The organism is Pseudolysinimonas sp. (assembly GCF_039912695.1).
Lineage (GTDB): Bacteria > Actinomycetota > Actinomycetes > Actinomycetales > Microbacteriaceae > Pseudolysinimonas_A.
Genome location: NZ_JBDSPJ010000024.1, coordinates 1 through 20801 on the forward strand (window position 1 = coordinate 1; position 20801 = coordinate 20801).

Below are 20801 nucleotides of genomic sequence, written 5' to 3' on the forward strand. Positions count from 1 at the left end.
TGGGCGCCGGCAACCCGGCCTACCTGCGCGAGGCCCGACCGGCCACCGAAACCGCCCCAGCGGTCGCGGCCCTGCTCGGTGCCGGCGCGAGCGTGCGCGGCATCGCCCAGACCGACGAGTTCGCGTACAGCATCGCGGGTGCCAACCCGCACTACGGAGCACCGCCCAATCCCGCGGTGCCCGGCGGTCTGCCCGGTGGCTCCTCGAGCGGACCAGCCTCCGCGGTCGCGCTCGGCCAGGCATCCATCGGTCTCGGCACTGACACGGCAGGCTCGATCCGAGTGCCGGCGTCGTACCAGGGGCTGTGGGGGCTGCGCACCACTCACGACTCGGTGCGCGACGAGGGCATCTGGCCTCTCGCGCCATCTTTCGACACCGTCGGCTGGCTGACTCGCGACGCCGCCACCCTGCGCCGCGTCGTCGAGGTCGCGCTGGGAACGATCGTCGTCGACCCGGGCGGCTTCGTCATCGACCCGACCCTGGTCGCTCTCGCCGAACCCTCGGTTCGCCTGGCGTTCACGGCCGCGATCGCGGGTTTCGAGATCGACGAGGTGTCGCTGGGCGACCCAGACGCGATGTTCGAGGCCTTCCGGGTGACTCAAGCGGCCGAAGCGTGGGATTCCGACGGCGGGTGGGTCACCGGACATCCGGATGCTGTCGGCCCCGTCACTCGCGAACGGTTCGCCTTCGCCGCCACCGTCACGCGCGAGCAGGAGGCCGAGGCCCGCGCCGCGCTCGCGATGCACCGTGAGCGGCTCGATCGCATCCTCGGAAACCGCGTGCTGCTCATCCCTTCAGCGTCATCGTCGGCTCCGTCGGTGCACGCCACGGCAGAGGAATTGGATGTCGTCCGCGGCGCGACTCTGCGGCTCACGGCGATCGCGGGGATCACCGGGAGGCCGGGGCTGTCGGTGCCGGTGTTGCAACTGCCCGAGCCGGTCGGGTTGTGCCTAGTCGGACCTCGGGGGAGTGATCTGGCACTGATCGACCTGGGCGCAGCTGGTCGGCTGAAGCTCAGGGTCGGCCCGACTGCGCGTTCACCCAGATAAAAAGATCGCTCGCATCGGTCTTGCAGGTCGCGGGATCCGGGAACGGAACGCCGAGAAACTGCAGATCAACCGACGCGGTGCTCTGCGAAGCCTTTCCTTTCCCTTCAGGAGAGTCGTCGAGCGGGATCGAGGTCGTATAGGCGATCGAGATCGGATGAGTTCCTTGCGGGTCGGGGAGGGAAAAGGTGCCGATGCCGGTGTAGTGGAAGTACCGCCCCCGCTGCACGTCGATGTTGATGATGCCCCCGCGCTGGAAGTGCACCTCGGCATCGGTATCGCTCACACTGATCGCCAAGGAGCTCGACGGATTGCCGTCGTTGTTGCAGTAAATTCCCATGACCTCGTGCCCGTCGAGTGTGCCGGTGACGAAGAAGTCGTCGTTGTCGAGATCATCGGCCAGCCAGGGGACGTTCTGGTACCGAGCGGTCCAACCGTCCGTCGTCGTCGGGGTTTCCGGCGGGAACGGGTCACCACCTCCGCCGCCACCCCCGTTGCCGTCGCCGTTGATCGTTCCGTCAGGCCCGGTGAGTCCGGTCGTCGTTGGGAAGGGGCTGGGTGAGACCGTGCAGCCCGCGAGAACGGCCGTCGCGGCAAGGAGTGCGAGAGCTGAGGTGAGGTTGACTCGAATCGACATGCTGCCCACGGTAGCGAAAGAGGGACGGGTGGTGGAATGCCTTGGCCGTGGCATCCTGATCTGATGATCCCCGGCCAGATCGATCCTCCCGCGCGGCTGCTGATGGGCCCCGGGCCGATCAACGCCGACCCGCGGGTCCTCCGTGCGATGTCAGCGCAGCTGGTCGGCCAGTATGACCCGGCGATGACCGGGTACATGGCCGAGACGCAGGAGCTGTTCCGCGGGGTATTCCAGACAAACAACGACGCCACCCTGGTCATCGATGGCACCGGCCGCGCGGGGATCGAAGCGGCCCTGGTCAGCCTGCTCGCACCGGGCGACAGAGTGCTCGTCCCCATCTTCGGACGCTTCGGCGACCTCCTCAAAGAGATCGCCGCACGCTGCGGCGCTGAGGTGCACGTCATCGAACGCGAGTGGGGCACCGTCTTCACCCCCGCCGAAATCGACGCGGCGCTGGCCGAGGTCAAGCCGAAGGTGCTCGCCATCGTGCACGGTGACACGAGCGCCACCGTCGCTCAGCCCCTCGACGACCTCGGCGGAATCGCCGACAAGCACGGCGCCCTGCTCTACGCCGACGTCACCGCGAGCCTCGGCGGAAACACCTTCCTCGCCGACGCGTGGGGGGTGGATGCCGCTACCGCCGGCTTGCAGAAGTGCCTCGCCGGCCCTGCGGGGTCGTCACCCATCACCCTCTCCGACCGGGCGGCCCAGGTCATCAACGCGCGCGAAGGTGCGGGGGCCGACATCCGCAGCAACTATTTCGACCTCGCGCAGATCCTCGATTACTGGGGGCCGAAGCGCCTCAACCACCACACCGAGGCGACGACGATGCTCTACGGCGCCCGCGAGTGCGCGCGCATCCTGGTCGAAGAGACGATGGAGAAAGCCGTCGAGCGCCACCGCATCCACGGCGCCGCGATGACCGCGGGACTCGTCGGCATGGGACTCCAGCTTTTCGGCGACCAGAGCGTGCGCATGAACAACGTGATCGGCGTCTACATCCCGGACGGTCTCGACGGCGAAGCCGCGCGCGCGACCCTGCTCGCCGACTACGGCATCGAGATCGGCACCTCGTTCGGCCCCCTGGCCGGCAAGGTGTGGCGCATCGGAGTGATGGGCTACAACGCCCGTCGGGATGCCGTGCTCACCACCCTCGCCGCCCTCGAGCAGTTGCTGCGTCGTGGCGGGGTCGCGGTGAAACAGGGCGCCGGAACGGATGCCGCCTTCGAGTCCTACGCGGCCGGGTGAGGTCGCATGATCGAGGTTCGCCCCGCGGTTCCTGACGACGCGGAACGTATCGCCGACATCCACGTCACCGGATGGCGCGAGACGTACGCCCACCTACTGCGCGCCGAATTTCTGGCTGCGCGCACCTCCGACCCCGCGCGGCACCGGGCGCGGATCGCAGGAGGCAGCCCGGTCTTCGTCGCCGAACTCGACGGCGAGGTCGTCGGGATGGCGTGCGCGGGTCCGTCGCAGGATGACGACCATCCCCGCGACCTGCAGCTCTGGTTCATCTACCAGTACGCCCGCGCCCACGGGTCGGGAACGGGGCAGGCGCTGCTCGACGCCGTGCTCGGCGACCGCCCGGCCTACCTCTGGGTCGCCGAAGGCAATCCGCGGGCGCGCGCCTTCTACGCCAGGAACGGTTTCGTGCCCGACGGCCAACGTAAGACCGAACCCAGCTGGGAGGATCTCGCAGAAATCCGGATGGTGCGCTGACTCGCCGCCCGCTGAGGCTCCATTCCCGTCCGTTTTCAGGAAGGTGTGGGGAAGGTGTCTAGAGATGTGGACCCTGATCGGCGACCCGGCCCAGTTTCTCCAGATCTTCCTGAAAAGGGAAAGCGCACGTCAGGGTTCGACGACGGTGATGCGTCGGATGTCGGGATCGGTGAAGACATCCCGTTCGTCGGTGCTGCGGGTCGAGAACTCGGTCACGATCGCGCCGTCGGGCCCGGCCTGAAACCAATGCTTCGTACCGGGCAGGATGGTGTGTTGATCCCCGGGTCGCAGCACGATCTGGTGCCAGGCGGTGTAGTGCTCCGGCCTCGGCGCGACCGCGAGCGGGTCGGGAGTCGCGGGTCCGTCGACGTAGAGCCACACCTCCCCGGCGCGCACGCGGAAGGTCTCCTCTTTGCCCAACTCTTCGTCCGCGCCGATGTGCCGATGTTCGGGGCAGGTCTGCCCAGGTCGCAACACCAACTCCTTGGCACACACGCGTTCCGTATTGACGTAGACAACAAGCTGCAGCCCGGTGCGTTCCAACTCACCCAACCCCAAGTCGGCCACCTCAATCTCACCCCGCTCGGCCGGAGTAAGCACAACGCCGGCGCGCGAAAGCGCCGCCGCCGTGTACTCGCGAGCTTCCTGGACTTCAGCGAAAGTCAGCACCTTCGCAGGTTACGCGACGGCGCAGGGTCGGCTGCGGATCGAATGCGCGGGTCGATCGGGGTAGGGGTCCCCGCTCTCTCGGCCCGCGCATTCGATCCGCAGCCGACCTGTCACAAGAAAGGATCAGTGGATGTGCGACGTCCGCTCGAGGAGTGCTTCGACCTCGTCGACTCCCAGTGGCATGGTGGCGCCGCCGATGGGGTTGGTCATGTCCAGGTGTACGTCGTCGACGAGGGCGGAAAGCATCCCGACCGCGTCGTCGACGATCTCGGTCGAGCGGGTCTCGGTGCCGTGCAACAGCCAGCGCGCGATCTCGAGCTCGGCGAGCAGTGAAGCCCGTTGACGCAGTTGCCGGTCGACGTTGCCTCGCGCGTGGGAGTACGACGCGAAGGCTGCGTCGGCGAGTTGGTCGAGGCCGGATCCGGCCAGCCACTGCAGATCAGCTGCGGGGTCGCCGACGCGAAGACCGTGCCAGCCCAGCATCCCGGTGACCTCGTCGCCGTTGGCGAGGAACGAGTCCGACGCGACGCCGCCGTTGACGACCGTGGGGGTAAATTGCCACATCATCGTTTCTTCGGTCGCGCGTTCCCAGCGGGCGAGCAGCCCGGCGGGAACGAGTCCGGTCGCGGCGGCGCGATCCATCAGGGTGACGACGGCGCGCAGCGTTTCGACAGGGCTGTGCGAGGGCAGGCCGGCGTCGATGACGAGGTTCGGGGGAAGCGAGTGGATGGCGGCGATCGCCGCGCCGATCGATGAGGCGAGTTCGAGGCTCATCGCGCTGAGCGACACCTTCGAGCCGTAGACGAACTCCGACACCACGGCCCGAGTGTCGCCGACCGGAACCTGGCCCGCGAACGTCGAAATCGCGAACGGCAGACGGGAGCGGGCACCTGCGCTGAGCGCCCGAAGTGCGACCAGGTCGGCCGACTGCTCCAACTCGGCGGCTGGCGAGCGCGGCACCCGGATGATCCAGTGGCGACCGTCGCGACCGGTCAGGATGGCGGCGTCGAATTCGCCGCCCGGGCTGCCGAACCCCTGGGTGTTGATCACGTCGAGACCTGCCACGGCCGACGTCGCGAGCGCCGCTAGAGTGAGTGGGGATCGGGTCATGCCCTCAGGGTAGGTCGGTGCCCACCCGACGCGGCGTATGCCACGCGTGTTTCAGCGGGAGGTCAGGTTTGTCCGACATCCCCGGATTCTCGCCGTTCTCGGCTCGCCTGCCTCTGTCGCGCGCGACCCTCGACCGCGATCACATGACGCGTGCTCGGGGGATCGATGCCCTGCTCGACGACTCCCGAACCCGCGCGATCGTGCTGCATGACGGCAAGGCCCTGATGGACGGGCCCGACCGCCTCGCGATCCTGCCGGCGAGTGCGGTGCCGCAGGCGGCTCTCGCGGTCTACCTCGGACGCACCGTCGCCGACGCTCCCGACCTGCCGCGCGACACCCCGTTCATCGCCGTCGCGGTCGACGCGCGCGCTGATATCGAAGCTCCGGATGGCGGGGAGTCCCAGTGGGGCGACCTGCGCCGAATCGGAGCCCGCCTCGACGAACGTGACGCCGGACTCTTCACGCAGGCGCTCGCCATCCTGAACTGGCACACCGCCTACGGTTTCTCGCCCGCGGGCGGCGCGGCAACCGTTCCGACGATGGCCGGCTGGGTGCGACGCGATGAGGATGCCGGACGAGACTTCTTTCCGAGAACCGACGCCGCGATCATCGTCGGCGTCGTCGACAACGACGACCGCATCCTGCTCGGCTCGAATGCGATGTGGGAGGCGAATCGCTTTTCGCTGCTCGCCGGGTTCGTCGAGCCGGGGGAGTCGCTGGAGGCTGCTGCCATCCGAGAGGTGTTCGAGGAGTCGGGCATCACGGTCGAAGACCCGCAGTACCTCGGCAGTCAGCCGTGGCCGTTCCCGGCGTCGCTGATGGTCGGCTTCATGGCGCGCGTTCCGGTCGGCGGCACCACGGTGGGCACACCGGACGGCGAAGAGATTCTCGCGGTGCGCTGGTTCACCCGCGACGAGATGGCGGCGGCGGTTGCGGCGAAAGAGGTGCTGCTGCCCGGCCCCACCTCGATCGCCCGCGCGATCATCGAGCACTGGTACGGCGCCGAGATCGACGACGGATCCCGCGCGTGAATGCACCCGTGGCCGACCCTCTCGCCGCGCTCGACGTCGACCAGCGTCGTGCCGCCGAAACGCTACTCGGCCCGGTGTGCATCCTCGCTGGCGCCGGAACGGGCAAGACCCGCGCGATCACGGCTCGAATCGCCCACGGCGTGCGCGAAGGCGTCTACACCTCGGGCAGCCTGTTGGCGCTGACGTTCACGACGAAGGCGGCGGGCGAACTGCGTCAACGGCTGCGGGCGCTCGACGCCAGCGGCGCGGTGGTGCGCACCTTCCACGCCGAAGCGCTCGCTCAGGTCGGCTACTTCTGGCCCGACCTGGTCGGCGGGGGAGCGCCCCGGTTGCTCGACAACAAAGCCCGCACGATCGGCGAAGCGGGCGACGCGGTGAACATCAAACTCGGCCGCACCGCGATTCGGGATGTCGCCAGCGAGATCGAATGGCGCAAGACATCCGAACTGAGCATCGAGCGGTACGCAATCGCGGCGCGCGACCGGCCTCTGCCGCGCGGACTCGACCCCGACGCCGTCGCCACGATTCAGCAGGAGTACGAGCGACTCAAAGACGAGCGTCGTCGTATCGACTTTGAAGACGTGCTGCTGCTGGCGTGCGGGATGCTCGACTCCGAAGCCATCGCACGCGAGCGGGTGCGTGCGCAGTACCGGTTTTTCGTCGTCGACGAGTACCAAGACGTCTCGCCACTGCAACATCGGCTGCTCACGCTGTGGCTCGGCCCGCGCACCGACCTCTGCGTCGTGGGCGACGCCAACCAGACGATCTACACGTTCGCCGGGGCCTCGAGCCGCTACCTGCTCAGCTTCGAGAGTGACCATCCCGGCGCCGAGGTCGTGCGACTCGAACGCAACTACCGCTCGGCACCACAGATTCTGGATGTCGCGAACCGCCTGATGCGCGGGCGCCCCGGTGCTCTCGAACTGCGCTCAGCCACGGTCAGTCGCGGAGTGTTCGCGGACCCGGTCGCCTACGACGACGATGGGGCGGAAGCATCCGCGATCGCCGACTCAATCGCCAGCCAACTCGCCGCCGGCACGCTGCCCGAGCAGATCGCGGTGCTCTACCGGGTGCACGAGCAGGCGGGCCCGATCGAGGAGGCGCTGGCTGCCCGCGGGATCGTCGTGCGGCTCCTCGGGGGCACGACCTTTTTCGAGATCCCGGCGGTGCGCAAACTCACGTCGGCGCTTGCCGTGCAGGCGCAGCGTTTTCCTGAAGACCCCGTGCGGCAGTTCGTCGCCGACACCGCCCGCGCCGCCGGGTGGACCGTCGATCGGTCCCACTCGCGACTGGGTCGGGATGACTGGGCCGGCCTCGACGCGATTGTGCGGTTCGCCGAATGCACTCCCGAAGACGTGAACCTCGCCCGGTTTGCCGCCGAGCTCGAGGAGCGCGAAACCGCGAAGGGTGAACTTCCGGTACGCGCCGTCGTGCTCGGCACCCTGCACAGTGCGAAAGGTCTCGAGTGGGAGTCGGTGCACCTCGCCGGGCTGACGGAAGGACTGCTGCCGGTCGTTTACGCGAAGTCGGCGGTCGCGATCGACGAAGAACGCCGGCTGCTCTACGTCGGCATCACGCGAGCGCGACTCCGACTGTCGCTGTCTTGGTCGCGGCGAGGTGCCCGCTCGGCGGAACGGCAACCCAGTCGGTTCCTTCAGGAACTGCGCACCAGCCGAAACTAACAGGCTACAATTAGCCGCTCCAATAAAATTCGCTCTGCCGATACCGTGCGCGAGTGACACCACGCTGGGTTCCCTCGAGTGAGAAGCACGGTGTTCCGCGCGAAGACCAGATTCACGCCATCCTTCACGCTACGTATTCGGCGGTGACGCACGACGAGGGTGATGGCGGGACAGTGGTCATATACATCGGACCGGCTCACTCCCAAACAGAACGCGAACTTGAGGTCTTAGTGAACATCCGTCCGGGTCTCGAAGCAGTCATCTTCCATGCGATGCAACTTGGGCCCCATTTCCGCACCTACCGCGAGGAGCATCCCGTTGGATGACGTCGACTACGAAGACCTTGCGCGGCGGATGACCGATCCTGCGATCTCACTTTCACCGCCGAGCACGGTCCTGACTGGTGAGGCCGCGGCCGCAGAAGGGCGCGCATTTCTGTTGCGCGAATACGGCAGTGAAGATGCCCTTGAACGAGCTCTTCGACCCGGTCGACCGCGAGTCGGGGATACCAGCGGCGCGTCGCCAACGGTTCGGGGACGCATCTCAAGTACTGACTTCGCGGCTTTCAAGCTTCTCGAGGAACGCACCGGCAAAAAGCAGAGCGAGCTGGTGCGCGAAGCCGTACACCTGCTGCTAGCCGAGCACCAGATTCGCGTCTGAGCCGGAAGGAACGGCAACCCAGTCGGTTCCTTCAGGAACTGCGCACCGGCAGTCGGGATGCCGCCCCCACCGCGTCACGCTGACCTCACCCTCCGCGCCGATCCGCCACGACAGCGCTGCCCCGGCCTCGCCCCCCGCTTCGCGCCCCAGCCGCGCCAGCACCCGCCGCACCAGAAACGCTGCCGCTTCCGAAACGGTCAAGTGATCGAGTTCACGCCCGGCACGCCCCCACAGTTGAGTCGCGATGGCCGGCCACGCCGCATCCGCGTCGGTGCGAGTCAACTGAACGCAATACAGGCACGGCCCCACCCCAGGTTGGACAAAAGGTCCCACCGTAACTGCCCGCTCACTCACGACCACGGGAACATGCACAACATCGCGGTTCAACCACGCAAAATGATCAACCGGCGACAACACCCAGTCAGCAACCAGCACGACCAGCGAAGCGTCGTCGGGCACCCCAAGAACTCCCGCCTCCGCAAGCAACCCAGCAATAGCCCGCGCCAACGCAGAATCACCCAGCACCGCCACCTTCGTCCGCTCACCGATGGAGACCGCCTTCTCGAGGGCAGGCTCAAGCGCCTTGAGCAGCTCGTCGGCAGCGTCCGGCTCCACTCCGGCCGAACGGGCCAGCATCGCGTAGCCCGTAGCCGATACTCCTGCCAACAAAGCAGCCAGGAGGCGATCTTCCCCCTCGGTCACCCCGTCAAGAACGACGACGGCCCGATCGCTCCCCAGCTGAACCGAAGTAGGCGACCGCCAAACAAGCGGAAGATCGGGCGAAATTCTGAGCACCATGAGACGAGGATGACGCCCCAACGCAACCGGCGCCCGATGTCATCCACAGCCGGATACGGATTCGGTTCGCGAGTCGATCGGGGTAGGGGTCCCCGCTCCTTCGGCTCGCGAATTGAATCCGTGTCCGGCGAGGAACGAATTACTCTTCGTGCGGCCGATCCCCCGAAGTGTCGCCAAGCAACTCTTCGAGCGCGCGATCAACATCGTCCGGCTCAGGTGTTCCGGCGGAGAGTCGCGCGATGAGAGACGCAGGCGAGTCGATGTCGGCGTCACCGGGGACGAGGTCGGGATGTGACCACAGGTCATCCCGCCCGTCGGCGCCGACCGCGTCGGTGACCGCCTGCCACATCGCCGCAGCTTCCCGAAGGCGTCGAGGCCGCAGTTCGAGTCCGACGAGGGTCGAGAATGCCGACTCGGCGGGACCGCCGGCCGCGCGGCGGCGTCGCACCGATTCGGCGATGGCGACGCTGCGGGGCAGGCGTGAGGTGGCGGCGGCGGTGACGACATCCACCCAACCTTCGATGAGGGCGAGCATCGTCTCAAGTCGGCCGAGGGCGGCGAGTTGGTCGTCGGTTTTGGGCGGGATGAGCGCGCCGCTGGTGACGGCATCCCGCAGCTGTTCGGGGTTCTGCGGGTCGAAATCGGCCGCGAGTTCTTGCAGACGGGCGGAGTCGATGTGGAGGCCTCGGGCGAAGTCGGTGATCTGGGTGAGCAGGTGCAGCCGCAGCCATTTCGCGTGACGGAACAGCCGGGCGTGCGCGAGTTCACGCACTGCGAGGTAGAGGCGGATCTCGTCGGCCGGGATGTCGAGGCCGCGTCCGAAGTCGTCGACGTTCTGCGGTACGAGGGCGGCTTGCCGGTTCTCACCGTCGAGCAGCGGGATGCCGACATCCCCACCCGACACGGCTTCGCCGGCCAGTTGCCCGACGACTTGACCAAGTTGCATCGCGAACAGGGTGCCGCCGATGTTGCGCATCAGTTTGCCGGCGCCGCCCATCATCGCGCCGAGTTCTTCGGGGGCATGCTCTTCGAGAACCTGGGTGAGCGCGTTTGCGATCGAGTTGGCGACTGGCTCGGCGAGTTGGATCCAGACCGGCAAGGTCGCTTCGGCCCAGCCCGCGCGGGTGAGCAGCACGGGTTCGACGGTGAGGGAGGAGATCGAGGTGGCCTCGTCGAGCCAGAGCGCTGCGACGTGGAGTGCCTGCTCCATCCCCGAGCGTTCGGCGGGGGTGCTCGGCACGGCCGACCGGGCGGCGAGTGCGCGGGCTTGCTCGGTGGCGAGACTCCAGTTGATGCCGTCGCCGGAGTTCTGTAGGGCCTGCTGCAGTTGACCGATCAGGCGCTGCACCATCTCGGGGTCGTCGGGGAGTCCCGCGGCGGCAGCGAGTTTGGCGGGGTCGAGTTCGGTGTTGCCGGCGAGGAACTCGCGCAGCATTTCGCGGAACTCCTCGGTTCCGTCGCCCTCGTCGCCTTCAGGGGCGGGCGTGTTCTCGGCCATGTTGACTACGCTAGCCCGAGCATCTTGGCTTGGACCGGCCAGCGCACTGCGCCGCCAGCGAACACGAAAGAAGAGTGCAGGTTTGTTCGAGTCCGACGCGCAGCCACCTGACGACTATCGCGTGGCGCGCACACCTTGGACCGTGTACCTCGGTTTCGTCCTTCTCGTGCTCGCCGTCGTGGGCATCGTGGTGTTCGCGACGTCTCCGGCTCCCTACGTCATTGAGAAGCCCGGCCCGGTGTTCAACACCCTCGGCCAGGTCGAGAATGCCAACGGCGATGAGGTGCCGCTGATCGACATCCCTCAAGAAACGACGTACCCGACGTCGGGAACACTCGATCTCCTGACGGTCTACCTCGACGGTTCGCCGCAGACGCCGGTGTCCTGGATCGACGTCGCTCTTGCCTGGTTCAACCCGAGTCGTTCGGTCGTTCCGCTCGATGCTGTGTTCCCTCCGGGGCAGACCGACGAGGAGGCGAACCAGGAAAGCGCCCAGCAGATGAACTCCTCACAACAGGATGCCGTCGCGGCCGCGCTGACCGAACTCGACATCCCCTACACGAGCACCCTCGCCGTCGCCCAGGTGATCGACGGCACCCCGGCGGATGGCGTGCTGAAGGCTGGCGACGAGCTGCTGTCGGCCGGTGGAGTCACCCTCGACAACGTCGACGACCTGCGCGCCCAACTCAAGGCTTCCGGCGTCGGGGTGCCGATTGAGCTGGGCATCCGCCGCGACGGTGTTGAGCAGACGGTGACCCTCTCGCCGCAGCCGTCCCCGCAAGACGGTTCTGCGACGATCGGCATCTATCCCGGCACAACCTACGAGTTTCCGATCGACGTGAACATCCAGCTCAACAACGTCGGCGGGCCCAGCGCCGGGATGATGTTTGCCCTCGGCATCTACGACAAGTTGACTCCCGGTGAGCTCACCGGTGGCGCAAAGATCGCCGGCACCGGCACGATCGACGGTTCGGGAACCGTGGGTCCGATTGGCGGCATCGTGCAGAAGATGTACGGCGCGAGCGCCGCCGGAGCCGAATGGTTCTTGGCCCCGGAGGAGAACTGCTCCGAGGTTGTTGGTCACATCCCCGGCGGCATCCAGGTCTTCTCGGTTTCGACTCTCGATGAGGCCGTTACCTCGGTTGAAGCGATCGCGAAGGGTGACACCTCGTCGCTCGCTACCTGCCATGCGGAGCCCGCACAGGGGTGACCTCGGCGGGCGGCCTTCAGCCGCGCGGCTTAGGATTGCTGCGATCTGAAGGAGCTGTGTTGTCTACCACTCGCCCCGCCGCTGCGGCCGCACCGCCCACCCGTAACCGCACCCGTGCTGCCGTCGCGATCGCGGCTGCGGTGGTCGCCGTGCTGGTGATCGGCTTCTTCGTTTTCTCCGGCTTCTACACCGACGTGCTGTGGTTCGACCAGCTCAACTTCCTCGAAGTACTGACCACTCAGTGGGCATCCTTCGCTGCGATGTTCGCCGTCGGTTTCGCCGCGATGGCACTCGTCGTCTGGGTCAGCATTGCGTTCGCCTACCGAGCGCGCCCGGTGTACGCGAAGTTGAACTCGCAGCTCGACCGCTACCAGCAGGTCATCGAGCCGCTGCGTCGGGTGGCGATGATCGGCATCCCGATCGTCCTCGGTCTTTTCATGGGCGTCTCGACCGCGACCCGGTGGCAGACGGTGCTGCAGTACATCCATCGCACGTCGTTCGGGCAGACCGACCCACAGTTCCACCTCGACGTCTCGTTCTACGTCTACGAGTTGCCGTTCTACCGCGGCATTTTGGCGTACGGATCGGCCGTCGTGTTGATCGCGGGCATCGCGGCGATCGCCACGGCCTACATCTACGGCGCCATCCAGATCAGCGGACGCGAGGTGCGGATCACGCGGCGCGCCCGCATCCAGCTCGCGATCACTGCGGCGATTTATCTCGTCATCCAGGCGATCAGTATCTGGTTCGACCAGTACGCGACGCTCACCGATCAGAAAGAACTGATCACCGGCGCCTCGTACGCCGATGTCTTCGCGACGATTCCCGGCCGTGCGATCCTGGCCGGTATCGCGGTGCTCGTCGCGATTCTGTTCCTCGTGACCTCGGTCATCGGTCGCTGGCGCCTGCCCCTGATCGGCACCGCGCTGCTGATCGTCTCCAGCCTCATCCTCGGCTCGATTTATCCGGCGATCATCGACCGCCTCCAGGTCGAACCGACCGCGGGCAAGCTCGAGGCTCCCTACATTCAGCGCAATATCGAGGCGACCCGCGCTGCCTACGGCGTTTCCGATGTCGACGCGCAGTCGTACAACGCCGTATCGACGGCCGAAGAGGGCGCGCTGCGTGCCGACGCGAACACGACGGCGAGCATCCGTATTCTCGACCCCGCCCTGGTGTCGAAGACCTTCGCGCAGCTCGAACGCGTCAGGCAGTACTACCAGTTCGCCCCGCACCTTGACGTCGATCGGTACAACATCGCTGGCAAGACCCAAGACACCGTCGTCGCCGTGCGCGAGCTGCTCCAAAACCCGGCAGACACCTGGTACAACAACACCCTCGTCTTCACCCACGGCTACGGACTGGTTGCGGCCTACGGCAACCAGCGGGACGCCCAGGGCCAGCCGGAGTTCCTCGAGTCAGGCATTCCCAGTTCGGGTCTGCTCGGCGACTTCGAGCCGCGGATCTATTTCGGTGAGAGCTCCCCGGAGTACTCGATCGTCGGCGCGGCGGCCGGCAGTGCGGGCGACAACGTCGAGATCGACTATCCGTCGACCTCGGGTACCAGTGACACCAACGCCCAGAAGACCACCTTCAGCGGCAACGGCGGGCCGAAACTCTCCGGACTATTCACTCGGCTGGCGTACGCCGTGAAGTTCCAGTCAGATCAGATCTTGTTCTCCCAGTACGTCACCGACGACTCACAGATCATGTACGAGCGCAACCCGATCGACCGCGTGCAGAAGGTCGCGCCTTACCTCACCCTCGACAGCGACGCTTACCCGGCTGTCGTCGATGGCCGGGTCGTCTGGATCGTCGACGGCTACACGACGACCGCGAACTACCCGTACTCGCACATCGAGTCTCTCTCGAGCGCGATCACCGACACCAACACCCCGGCGAAGGCTTACGCCACCGACGACATCAACTACATCCGCAACTCTGTCAAGGCGACGGTGGATGCCTACGACGGCAAGGTCACCCTGTACCAGTGGGACGACACTGACCCGGTGCTGAAGACCTGGATGGGTGTCTTCCCGGGAACCGTCAAGCCGAAGAGCGACATGAGCGCCGACCTGCTCGCGCACGTGCGCTACCCGGCAGATCTGTTCAAGGTGCAGCGCGCGATCGTCGCGACCTATCACGTGACAGACCCGATCGAGTTCTATTCGGGCACGGATGCCTGGACCACCCCCGACGACCCGGCAGCGGCATCCACTGCGCCTCAGCCGCCGTACTACTTGACGATGCAGCTTCCGGGCGACACCAAGCCGGCCTTCACGCTGTACTCGACCTACATCCCGCGCACCTCCGGCGACAGCCAGAACATCCTGACCGGCTACCTCGCGGTGAACTCCGACGTCGGCGAGAATTACGGAAAGCTCACCCTGCTCACCCTGCCGAAGGACAACACCGTGTCGGCGCCCGGGCAGGTGCAGAACCAGTTCAACACCGACACCGTGGTGGCGAATCAGCTCAACCTTCTCGAACAGGGCGGCAAGACCTCGGTCATCCGCGGAAACCTGTTGACGCTCCCGGTTGGCGGGGGCCTGCTCTACGTGCAACCGGTTTACGTGCAGTCGACCGGCTCGACGAGTTACCCGCTGCTGCGCAAGATTCTGGTGGCGTTCGGCGGCAAGATCGCCTTCGAGGACACCCTCAACGCGGCCCTCGACTCGATCTTCGGCGGTGACTCGGGAGCGGTTGCGGGCGACGGTGGCGTGACCCCGACCGATCCGACGACGCCGACAACGCCGACGACGCCGACCGATCCGACGGGAACGATCGACAAGGCCGCGCTGACCCAGGCCCTCGCGGACTACAAGACTGCACTCGACGCCCGCACCGCGGCCTACGCGATCAACGACCTGGTCGCCGCCGCCACCGCAGACGCCAAGATGCAGGATGCCGTCGAGCGCGCGATCAAGGCATCCGGAGGCTGATTCACCGTTAGCTCCCAGCGGTGCTAAGCTCGACCCTCGTGACGCGGGGTGGAGCAGCTCGGTAGCTCGCTGGGCTCATAACCCAGAGGTCGCAGGTTCAAATCCTGTCCCCGCAACAGACGAAATACCAGATCAGAAGCCGTTTCCGGAGAAATCCAGAGGCGGCTTCTGTCGTTCCAAGTCGGCCCCACGCCAGTTCTCGGCGGATTTACAAACCGACGATGCCCGCAATCCGTTCGCTGACTGACGCGAGAGCAAATTCGAACTCTTTGAGCTGGCCTGGGCTGAGACCGTTCGTTGCCGCGGCGATCATGGTGCGAAAGTCTTCGTGGATTTTTGCCATCACTTGGTCGCCATGGGGCGTCAACTGCAGGTAGAGGCTTCTGCGATCTTTCGGATGGTCGACTCGGTGCAGCAGGTTCACGGTGACGAGTCGTCCCGAAATCGCGGTGATCGCACCGGTCGTCATCCCGAGGTGATCAGCAAGATCCTTCGGAGTCACGCGAAGGTGCTCGGCGATATAGAACATCGTCCGGAGTTCGCTCGCTGACAGGCCGTGATCCTGTGCGATGAGCACTCGGTTGCGTTCAAGCGCGACCACGAAGCGAATGGCTACTGCGGGGAATCCATCCAGAACATGAGGTTCACCAAGTTCAGCCTCGGGATCGGTCGACATTCCAACAGGTTAATGCACATGACACGCCGAGGTCGTATAGTGAGAGTGTAAGTGAGCTAGTAAGTTACATACCTACTGGTGTAGATCTGAGACCTCAGAGTTCACGTGCGGTTGCGTATCCCCACCCAAAAGGAAAAGAACAATATGTCCAACATCGTAGAAATCGCCTCAAACGCCGGCACCTTCAAGACCCTCGTCGCCGCAGTCAGCGCCGCAGGGCTCGCCGACACGCTGGCAGGACCTGGTCCGTTCACGGTATTCGCGCCGACCGATGAGGCATTCGACGCGCTGCCCGACGGCACCGTTGCCGGACTGCTCCAAGACATCCCGGCGCTCACCAAGATCCTGACCTTCCATGTCGTCGCGGGAAAGGTGATGGCTGCCGATCTGTCTGATGGCCTTCAGGCCGACTCCCTCGAGGGCGGCAAGCTCACCTTCCACACGGACGGCGGCGTCACCGTCAACAACGCCACCGTCACGCAGGCGGACATCGAAGCCGATAACGGAGTCATCCACGTCATCGACTCAGTCCTGATGCCTGCCTAGTTCGCAGAATAGAAGCCGCTTTCAGAGAAATCTGAAGGCGGCTTCTGTCGTTTCGGGACAACGAGCATGTCTGAACTGTGGCGATAAGCCCCTCACGGACGGTGAGGATGTCGACGATGGCGGTTGCTCACGCGAGTTTCGCCTCGCCGGCCCGAGCCGCCGCCGTCGCGTCGACCCACCAGGTCAGGCTCTTGAGCACCTTGTCGAGGGACGCGCCCAGCGGCTCGAAGGCCTCGTCGACGGGGACGCCGTCGCGGATGGCGAAGTACTGCGGTCCCATCACATTGACGGAGTGCCGGATCGGCACCATGTCGAGCTCAATCACGACTTGCTTCAACTGCTCGATCGCGCGGCTGCCGCCGGCGTTGCCATAGCCGATGAATCCGATCGGCTTGTGCGCTAGCTCAATGAAGTAGTGGTCGAGAACGTTTTTGAGTGGGGCGGAATAGCCGTGGTTGAACTCGTGAGTGATGACGAGAAAGCCGTCTGCGGCGTCGAGCCGTTCGCCGAGACGACGTTCCGCCTCGGTCGCATATTCGCGGTGTGCCCAGGCGGGGGGAGTCGGCAAGTCGTAGTAGGGCAAGTCGAGATCGCGCACGTCGATCACGTCGAACTCGAACGCCGACTCGTTGAGTTTGGTCTGCAGCCAAGCCAACGGGTTGTCAGCGAATCGAGTGGAGCGAGTGCTGGCGACCAAGACGGCGATGCGGGACATGACGATTCCATTTCTGTGGAGGAGGGTGGACACTGACAGGGACCACTTCAGATAATGTAGCACTACCGTTCGTGTAGTACATTGGGGAGATGTCAGGCTCGACCGTCCCGCGCTGTGGTGACGCCGCCCTGAAGCTCGTCGCCGACTACTGGGTGCTGCGCATCATCGAAGAGCTCTACATCGCTGACAGCCCATTGCGTTTTGCCGCGCTGCAACGCGCGCTCGGAGATGTGAGCCCGGTCACTTTGACGGCACGATTGCGCAAGCTCCATGACCGCGAAATCATCACGCGCAGCGAGGGTGTCGACGGCAAAGCTTCGGTGTCATACGAGCTCAGCGAGCGCGGTCGAGCGATCTTGCCCGTCATCCAAGCGATCAGCGACTTTGCCGCGCCAAGCCACCCCTAGGCGGACCCGCCGTCGTTTTCTCAAGGCTGGTCCGGGCGAACGCCGCCCCGGCAAGGTCGTCTAAGACTTCAGGTCGTGAAGGGCTTTCAGGAGCTCCAACTGTTCGCGGCTGATCTTGATCAGCTCCTCGATTTCGGCTTTCGCGGCGACGTTCGTGTTGAAGTCGTGTTCCGCGAGAGCCGCGGCGATGGCATCCTGCCGCTTCGCTGAGATCAGCAGGATCGCGCCCTGCACCCCGGCGAGCATGCTGAGGAACAGGTTCAGCAGGATGAACGGGTAAGCGTCCCAATGGAAGGGGAGGCTGTTCAGCACTGCCCAGATGATCATGAAGACGAAGAAGCCGCCGACGAAGAACCAACTACCCATGCTGTTGCGGAGGCGGTCGGCGGCTCGGTCGCCGAGGGTCAGTCTGTCGGTGACTTCTTTGTGCCAGTTGGTGAGCGGTCGGCCTCGACGCGGTCGGTCGGTAGTGGGGGAAGTTTCCATGGCGAGATCATCCCGCCGGATGTGCGGGGAAGCCTGCAGGCCACGGGATTTCCTCAGAAGATTCCTGGGAAGTCAACCCCGGTCGCGGGGGTGCCGCCGGTCCGTACGGTGGGAAGAGTTGCCCCAATCACGGGGCCAGAAAGTAGGCTGAAATGAGTATCGGAACAGGCGTCGTTCTCTTCGTGATCGGTGCGATTCTGACGTTCGCCGTCAACCTCGAGAACAGTGTTGTCAACCTCGACCTCGTCGGATACATCCTGATGGGTGCCGGGCTGGTGGTCTTCGTCATCGGACTTGTTTTGCTCTTCCGCCGCCGTCAGGCCATCACGACCGCACGCACCGGCACCGACTCGGTCACCGGCGAGCGCGTCGAGCAGCGGATCACCGAGGTCGACGACCGCGTGCAGTAGCCCGCGAAACTCAGCTGCGGCGAAACTTCAGCTGTGACGAAACTCGCGGGGGAGCATCCCGAACTCTCGGTGGAAAGCGCGCGTGAAGGTCGTCGGGTCGGCAAACCCCGATCGTTCGGCAACCTGTGCGATCGACGGCATCGGGTCGGCGAGCAACTCTGCCGCCCGACGCAACCGAAGGCGGCGCAGGTGCTCTCCCGGGGTTTCGCTGAGCGGCTCGAACAACTCGTAGAGAAAGCGCCGCGAGACGAAATGTGCCTCGGCAATCTGCGCGACATCCAGCTCGGGTGAGCGCAGATTGCCGCGGATGAACGAGCGCACCGTGGCGAGTAGTCCGCCGCGCGTCGTCGGCATGACTCGTGTTCCCGAGACGGATGAGCGGATCATCGTGCCCGCCAGATCGCGAACAGTTTGGGCGAACCCGGCATCTGCACCGGGTGTCGGGCTGCGGCGGGTCTCGGCGATCGTCTCGAACAGCACTTCGGTCGCTGCGCCCGGCGCGACCAGCAACTGCTCGCACGACCGCTCGACCACATCCAGCGGGATGCCCAGGGCGCGCTTCGAGACCTGCACCAGAACCTGGCGCTGCCGCGGTTTGGTGTAGTCGAGTTGGTAGGAGCGATCGGTCGCATAGGTCGTGACCGAACCGGCCCTGACCCGCACGCCACGACCGTCCTGGCGCACGACACCGGAGCCGCCGAGGGTGAGGGTGATGTGGATATCGTCAGCGTTCGCGTGGGCCGCCTGTCGGGCGGTGCGGTCGACCGCGATTCCGCTCGTCGTGAGGTGGTTGATCGAGGTCGAATCGTCGAGACGCTCGTGCTCGATGTGGCCGCTGAAGTCGGCTTCGAACGAGACGCAGGTGAGGGGAACGAAGGCGTCGCTCGTCACGAGCTCCCACTCGTCTGCGCTCAGAGCGTCGGCGACCTGCATTCCCGCACGATACGCCGGTCGTGCACGCTGTGCTGTTCATGCACAAAATGCCGACCAGCCTCCCCTGCGCCGGACGTAACCTCAGAGCACCCGTACACACGAAGGAGTGAGTCGATGACTGACGTTCAGACCCAAGCACCGGTAAAGACCGGCCTCTACATCGGCGGCACAGCCCGCGACACCGCGGAAACGACGGCGATCGCTGACCCGGGCAAGAAGGGCACGATCGTTGGGCACGCTGCGGCCGCATCCACGCAGGATGTCGCGGACGCCGTTGCCGCCGCGAAGGCTGCCTTCCCGGCCTGGTCGGCCTTGACCCCGCAGGAGCGTGCCGCGCAGATGGCTGCCGCGATCGACGGTGTGGCTGCGTTCCGCGATGAGGATGCCGCCATCCTGTCGCAGGAGAACGGCAAGGTGCGCTTTGAAGCATGGGTCGATGCTCTCGTCTTCGAGATCCGCTGGGGCCTCGCGCTCTCGCTCGCCGATCAGGTGGCGGAAAGCCACGTGCTCGAGCCGATCCCGGGCGCGATCGCGACTCGCACGACCGTGCGGCACCAGGCGCTCGGAGTCGTCACCGTGATCGTGCCGTTCAACTGGCCGATCGCCATCCTCGGTGCCGCTGTTCCTCACGCGCTCCTCGCAGGCAATGCCGTGATCGTGAAGCCCCCGCTGACGGCTCCGCTCGCGACGGCGCGGTTCATCCAGCGCATCGCGGAGAAGTTGCCCGCCGGCGTGCTGAATGTCGTGACGGGTGCAGACGCCAACATGACCGCGCTCATCCAGAACGAAGATGTCGCCAAGGTCTGCTTCACCGGCTCGGTCGGCGGTGGCAAGCGCATGATGGAGATGGCGTCGAAGACGCTGACCCGCGTGACGCTCGAGCTCGGCGGAAACGACGCAGCGGTGATCCTCGAAGACGCGATCATCGACGACACTCACCTCGACCGTCTCTACGCGGCGATCTACGACACCACCGGGCAGATCTGCATGAACGCCAAGCGCGTGTACGTGCACCGGTCGCGCATGGATGAGGTCGTCGACGGACTGTCGGCCCGGCTTGAGAAGGCGAAGCTCGGCTACGGCCTCGACGCCGACACGACGATGGGCCCGCTGCACTCGCCGGTCCAGAAGGCGTTCGTCGACGAGCTGATCGAAGAGGCGAAGGCCGCGGGCGCTGACGTGCGCGAGTTCGGCGAACTGCCCGGCGGCGACCTCGCTGGCGGCAACTTCGTGCGCCCGACCCTCGTCGTGAACGCTGACCCGAACCTGCGTGTCGTGACGTTCGAGCAGTTCGGCCCCGTCATCCCGATCATGCCGTTCGACACCGAGGCCGAAGCGGTCACGATGGCCAACGACACCTGGGGCGGGCTGTGTGGCTCGGTCTGGACCGCGAGCCCCGAAGCCGCCGACCGCGTCGGCACGCAGCTCGTCTGCGGCTACGTCTGGGTCAACGACCACGGCGCTCCCCGCCTCGACTTGCGCGCTCCCTTCGGCGGGCGGAAGCAGTCCGGCATGGGCCGCGAGCAGGGCATCGAGGGGGTGCGCGCGTTCCAGGACTCGCACTCGATCTCACACCTCGACGCCGCGGTGCTCGCCGGGATGGCGCACTGATCGCATCCTGAT

22 protein-coding genes and 1 tRNA gene are annotated in these 20801 nt (G+C 65.8%); 14 read left to right on the forward strand and 9 right to left on the reverse strand.

Going from position 1 to position 20801, the window contains the following annotated elements; all coding sequences use genetic code 11:
* The coding region (locus ABIR17_RS11460; RefSeq protein ID WP_348004530.1) for an amidase family protein at positions 1–1049 on the forward strand (1049 nt) is incomplete at its 5' end.
* Here ABIR17_RS11460 and ABIR17_RS11465 read toward each other — a convergent pair.
* Complete coding sequence (locus ABIR17_RS11465) at positions 1015–1683, reverse strand: hypothetical protein (RefSeq protein ID WP_348004531.1); 669 nt, start codon at positions 1681–1683, stop codon at positions 1015–1017. The two genes, ABIR17_RS11460 and ABIR17_RS11465, sit on opposite strands and share 35 nt — an antisense overlap.
* A 63-nt stretch (positions 1684–1746) precedes the next feature.
* Between ABIR17_RS11465 and ABIR17_RS11470 the strand changes: the two genes are divergently transcribed.
* Both ABIR17_RS11470 and ABIR17_RS11475 read left to right on the forward strand, forming a co-directional pair.
* Positions 1747–2931 carry an alanine--glyoxylate aminotransferase family protein gene (locus ABIR17_RS11470; RefSeq protein WP_348004532.1) on the forward strand — a complete coding sequence of 395 codons (1185 nt, stop codon included), beginning with the start codon at positions 1747–1749 and terminating at the stop codon, positions 2929–2931.
* A 6-nt stretch (positions 2932–2937) separates the two neighbouring features.
* On the forward strand, positions 2938–3405 hold the full coding sequence (locus tag ABIR17_RS11475; RefSeq protein ID WP_348004533.1) for a GNAT family N-acetyltransferase: 468 nt from the start codon (positions 2938–2940) through the stop codon (positions 3403–3405).
* 129 nt (positions 3406–3534) lie between these two features.
* Here ABIR17_RS11475 and ABIR17_RS11480 read toward each other — a convergent pair whose 3' ends face one another.
* Together ABIR17_RS11480 and ABIR17_RS11485 are read right to left on the reverse strand one after the other, a co-directional pair.
* Positions 3535–4074: a D-lyxose/D-mannose family sugar isomerase gene (locus ABIR17_RS11480; protein WP_348004534.1), complete on the reverse strand. Its 540-nt coding sequence runs from the start codon at positions 4072–4074 to the stop codon at positions 3535–3537.
* A 123-nt stretch (positions 4075–4197) separates the two neighbouring features.
* Entirely contained in the window at positions 4198–5184 is a 987-nt protein-coding gene (locus ABIR17_RS11485; RefSeq protein WP_348004535.1) for a phosphotransferase, read from the reverse strand.
* 68 nt (positions 5185–5252) lie between these two features.
* On the opposite strand from ABIR17_RS11485, the gene nudC reads away from it, so the two are divergent.
* From nudC to ABIR17_RS11505, 4 genes are read left to right on the forward strand one after another with little or no spacing between them, the layout of a single operon-like run.
* A complete protein-coding gene (gene nudC, locus ABIR17_RS11490; protein WP_348004536.1) occupies positions 5253–6215 on the forward strand; it encodes an NAD(+) diphosphatase in 963 nt (320 codons plus the stop codon).
* 8 nt (positions 6216–6223) lie between these two features.
* Positions 6224–7897, forward strand: coding sequence for an ATP-dependent helicase (locus ABIR17_RS11495; RefSeq protein ID WP_348004537.1), 1674 nt, complete (start codon positions 6224–6226; stop codon positions 7895–7897).
* A gap of 53 nt (positions 7898–7950) precedes the next feature.
* Positions 7951–8223 carry a hypothetical protein gene (locus tag ABIR17_RS11500; RefSeq protein WP_348004538.1) on the forward strand — a complete coding sequence of 91 codons (273 nt, stop codon included), beginning with the start codon at positions 7951–7953 and terminating at the stop codon, positions 8221–8223.
* Positions 8216–8557, forward strand: a complete 342-nt coding sequence (locus ABIR17_RS11505) for a ribbon-helix-helix domain-containing protein (RefSeq protein WP_348004539.1) — start codon at positions 8216–8218, stop codon at positions 8555–8557. The genes ABIR17_RS11500 and ABIR17_RS11505 overlap by 8 nt, the downstream gene beginning before the upstream one ends.
* Here ABIR17_RS11505 and ABIR17_RS11510 read toward each other — a convergent pair.
* On the reverse strand, positions 8531–9259 hold the full coding sequence (locus ABIR17_RS11510; protein WP_348004540.1) for a hypothetical protein: 729 nt from the start codon (positions 9257–9259) through the stop codon (positions 8531–8533). The two genes, ABIR17_RS11505 and ABIR17_RS11510, sit on opposite strands and share 27 nt — an antisense overlap.
* A 235-nt stretch (positions 9260–9494) precedes the next feature.
* Positions 9495–10853, reverse strand: coding sequence for a zinc-dependent metalloprotease (locus ABIR17_RS11515; protein WP_348004541.1), 1359 nt, complete (start codon positions 10851–10853; stop codon positions 9495–9497).
* Positions 10854–10935: 82 nt separating this feature from the next.
* Between ABIR17_RS11515 and ABIR17_RS11520 the strand changes: the two genes are divergently transcribed.
* The 3 genes from ABIR17_RS11520 (at position 10936) to ABIR17_RS11530 (ending at position 15121) form a co-directional block, all read left to right on the forward strand.
* Positions 10936–12063: a PDZ domain-containing protein gene (locus ABIR17_RS11520; RefSeq protein WP_348004542.1), complete on the forward strand. Its 1128-nt coding sequence runs from the start codon at positions 10936–10938 to the stop codon at positions 12061–12063.
* A 59-nt stretch (positions 12064–12122) separates the two neighbouring features.
* Complete coding sequence (locus ABIR17_RS11525; protein ID WP_348004543.1) at positions 12123–15005, forward strand: UPF0182 family protein; 2883 nt, start codon at positions 12123–12125, stop codon at positions 15003–15005.
* Positions 15006–15047: 42 nt separating this feature from the next.
* Positions 15048–15121 (forward strand) — tRNA-Met (locus ABIR17_RS11530).
* Positions 15122–15213: 92 nt separating this feature from the next.
* Here ABIR17_RS11530 and ABIR17_RS11535 read toward each other — a convergent pair.
* Positions 15214–15681 carry a MarR family transcriptional regulator gene (locus tag ABIR17_RS11535; RefSeq protein WP_348004544.1) on the reverse strand — a complete coding sequence of 156 codons (468 nt, stop codon included), beginning with the start codon at positions 15679–15681 and terminating at the stop codon, positions 15214–15216.
* 144 nt (positions 15682–15825) lie between these two features.
* On the opposite strand from ABIR17_RS11535, the gene ABIR17_RS11540 reads away from it, so the two are divergent.
* Positions 15826–16227: a fasciclin domain-containing protein gene (locus ABIR17_RS11540; protein WP_348004545.1), complete on the forward strand. Its 402-nt coding sequence runs from the start codon at positions 15826–15828 to the stop codon at positions 16225–16227.
* Positions 16228–16354: 127 nt separating this feature from the next.
* Here ABIR17_RS11540 and ABIR17_RS11545 read toward each other — a convergent pair whose 3' ends face one another.
* Positions 16355–16942 (reverse strand): NAD(P)H-dependent oxidoreductase, encoded by a 588-nt coding sequence (locus ABIR17_RS11545; RefSeq protein WP_348004546.1) that lies wholly within the window; start codon positions 16940–16942, stop codon positions 16355–16357.
* Between the two features lie 89 nt (positions 16943–17031).
* On the opposite strand from ABIR17_RS11545, the gene ABIR17_RS11550 reads away from it, so the two are divergent.
* The gene (locus tag ABIR17_RS11550) at positions 17032–17349 is read left to right on the forward strand and encodes a helix-turn-helix domain-containing protein (protein ID WP_348004547.1); all 318 of its coding nucleotides are present in this window, start codon (positions 17032–17034) and stop codon (positions 17347–17349) included.
* Positions 17350–17409: 60 nt separating this feature from the next.
* Here the strand turns inward: ABIR17_RS11550 and ABIR17_RS11555 are convergent, their stop codons facing one another.
* Positions 17410–17835, reverse strand: a complete 426-nt coding sequence (locus ABIR17_RS11555; protein WP_348004548.1) for a DUF1003 domain-containing protein — start codon at positions 17833–17835, stop codon at positions 17410–17412.
* Positions 17836–17987: 152 nt separating this feature from the next.
* Between ABIR17_RS11555 and ABIR17_RS11560 the strand changes: the two genes are divergently transcribed.
* On the forward strand, positions 17988–18245 hold the full coding sequence (locus ABIR17_RS11560; protein ID WP_348004549.1) for a DUF6458 family protein: 258 nt from the start codon (positions 17988–17990) through the stop codon (positions 18243–18245).
* 27 nt (positions 18246–18272) lie between these two features.
* Here the strand turns inward: ABIR17_RS11560 and ABIR17_RS11565 are convergent, their stop codons facing one another.
* Positions 18273–19178 (reverse strand): helix-turn-helix domain-containing protein, encoded by a 906-nt coding sequence (locus ABIR17_RS11565; RefSeq protein ID WP_348004550.1) that lies wholly within the window; start codon positions 19176–19178, stop codon positions 18273–18275.
* A 114-nt stretch (positions 19179–19292) separates the two neighbouring features.
* Between ABIR17_RS11565 and ABIR17_RS11570 the strand changes: the two genes are divergently transcribed.
* A complete protein-coding gene (locus ABIR17_RS11570) occupies positions 19293–20789 on the forward strand; it encodes an aldehyde dehydrogenase family protein (protein WP_348004551.1) in 1497 nt (498 codons plus the stop codon).
* Positions 20790–20801: the final 12 nt, after the last annotated feature.